At 59.2% G+C, this 1,254-nt stretch carries 1 protein-coding gene and 1 pseudogene; both read left to right on the top strand.

Going from position 1 to position 1,254, the window contains the following annotated elements:
- Nucleotides 1–77 precede the first annotated feature (77 nt).
- A pseudogene (locus ACPUC7_RS24355) lies at nucleotides 78–140 on the top strand (hypothetical protein); the annotation flags it as partial.
- A 434-nt stretch (nucleotides 141–574) separates the two neighbouring features.
- Nucleotides 575–1,254 (top strand): hypothetical protein (locus ACPUC7_RS24350; protein ID WP_494924851.1); only part of this gene is annotated, 680 nt, incomplete at its 3' end.

Below are 1,254 nucleotides of genomic sequence, written 5' to 3'. Positions count from 1 at the left end.
CGCTGAGCAAAGGGCTGGATACGGGCGATATCATCGAGTATTCGCTGGACGGCGGTAAAACCTGGCTGGCGCTCAGCGTGGATGCGTCTAACAACTGGAGCTTTACCGACAGCGCGGCGCATACCGCCAGCTGGGAATACCAGATCCGCATCACTGACATCGCTGGCAACGTCAATACGCCGGTGAAACAGACGGTGACGCTGGCTGATATTAAAGCAGCGATCACCGAAGTGTGGGACAACGTCGGCGGCAACGATCGGGTGCCAGCCAACGGCTATTCCGACGACCTGACGCCAACGCTCAAAGGCACCGGACAACCGGGCGCCACCCTCATGCTGAGCTACATTGACGAATATGGTCGCGCCGTAGTGGGCCAGCCCGTTATCGTAAAAGCGGATGGCACCTGGGAATGGACGCCGGGCATTCCGCTGGAACCGGGTCAGTTCACCTTTGAATTGCTCAATAGCGCTTACGAGCTGCAGGATGAGATCACCATTAATCTGGTCAACGGCCCGACCATTGACAAAGCCTTCGACGACGCCGGGCAGATCAGCNGGGTCAGTTCACCTTTGAATTGCTCAATAGCGCTTACGAGCTGCAGGATGAGATCACCATTAATCTGGTCAACGGCCCGACCATTGACAAAGCCTTCGACGACGCCGGGCAGATCAGCGACTGGCTGGCAAACGGTGACGCCACCGACGACAGTACCCCGCGCCTGTACGGCAGCGCGCTGCCCGGCACCCTGGTTTACCTCTACGACGAAGGCAAACTGATTGCCAGCGTTACCGCCAGCGCCAGCGGCGACTGGGAGTGGGAACATGCCACCGGCATGAGCGTCGGCAGACACAGCATCACGGTAAAAATGGAGCAAGGCGCGTTCATCAGCGACTTCTCAACCCCGTGGGTATTTGAATACGTCAATATGCAGACGGTCAGTTTTACCCTCACCAGCATGCAGAAGGATACCGGCAGCAGCCAGACCGACCTCATCACCAAAGATGGCTCCGCCAACCGCGAAGTCACCGGGACGCTCAGCCGCGCGCTCGCCGCGTCCGAAACCCTGCAAATGTGGGACGGCAGCAAGTGGGTTAATGCTACCGTCAGCGGTATGAGCTGGAAGGCGCAGGACGGCACCGCGCACAGCGCCGACTGGGAGTACAAACTACGCGTGGTGAACAGCCTCGGCGACAGCTCGCCGGAGCAAAATTTCCAGGTAATCCTCGACACCACGCCGTCTGACGTGCAGGTCAG

It is taken from the genome of Pantoea sp. CFCC18179 (assembly GCF_059412405.1).
Note: the sequence above shows the minus strand (reverse complement) of the source record. Positions and strands in the feature narration are given on the sequence as shown.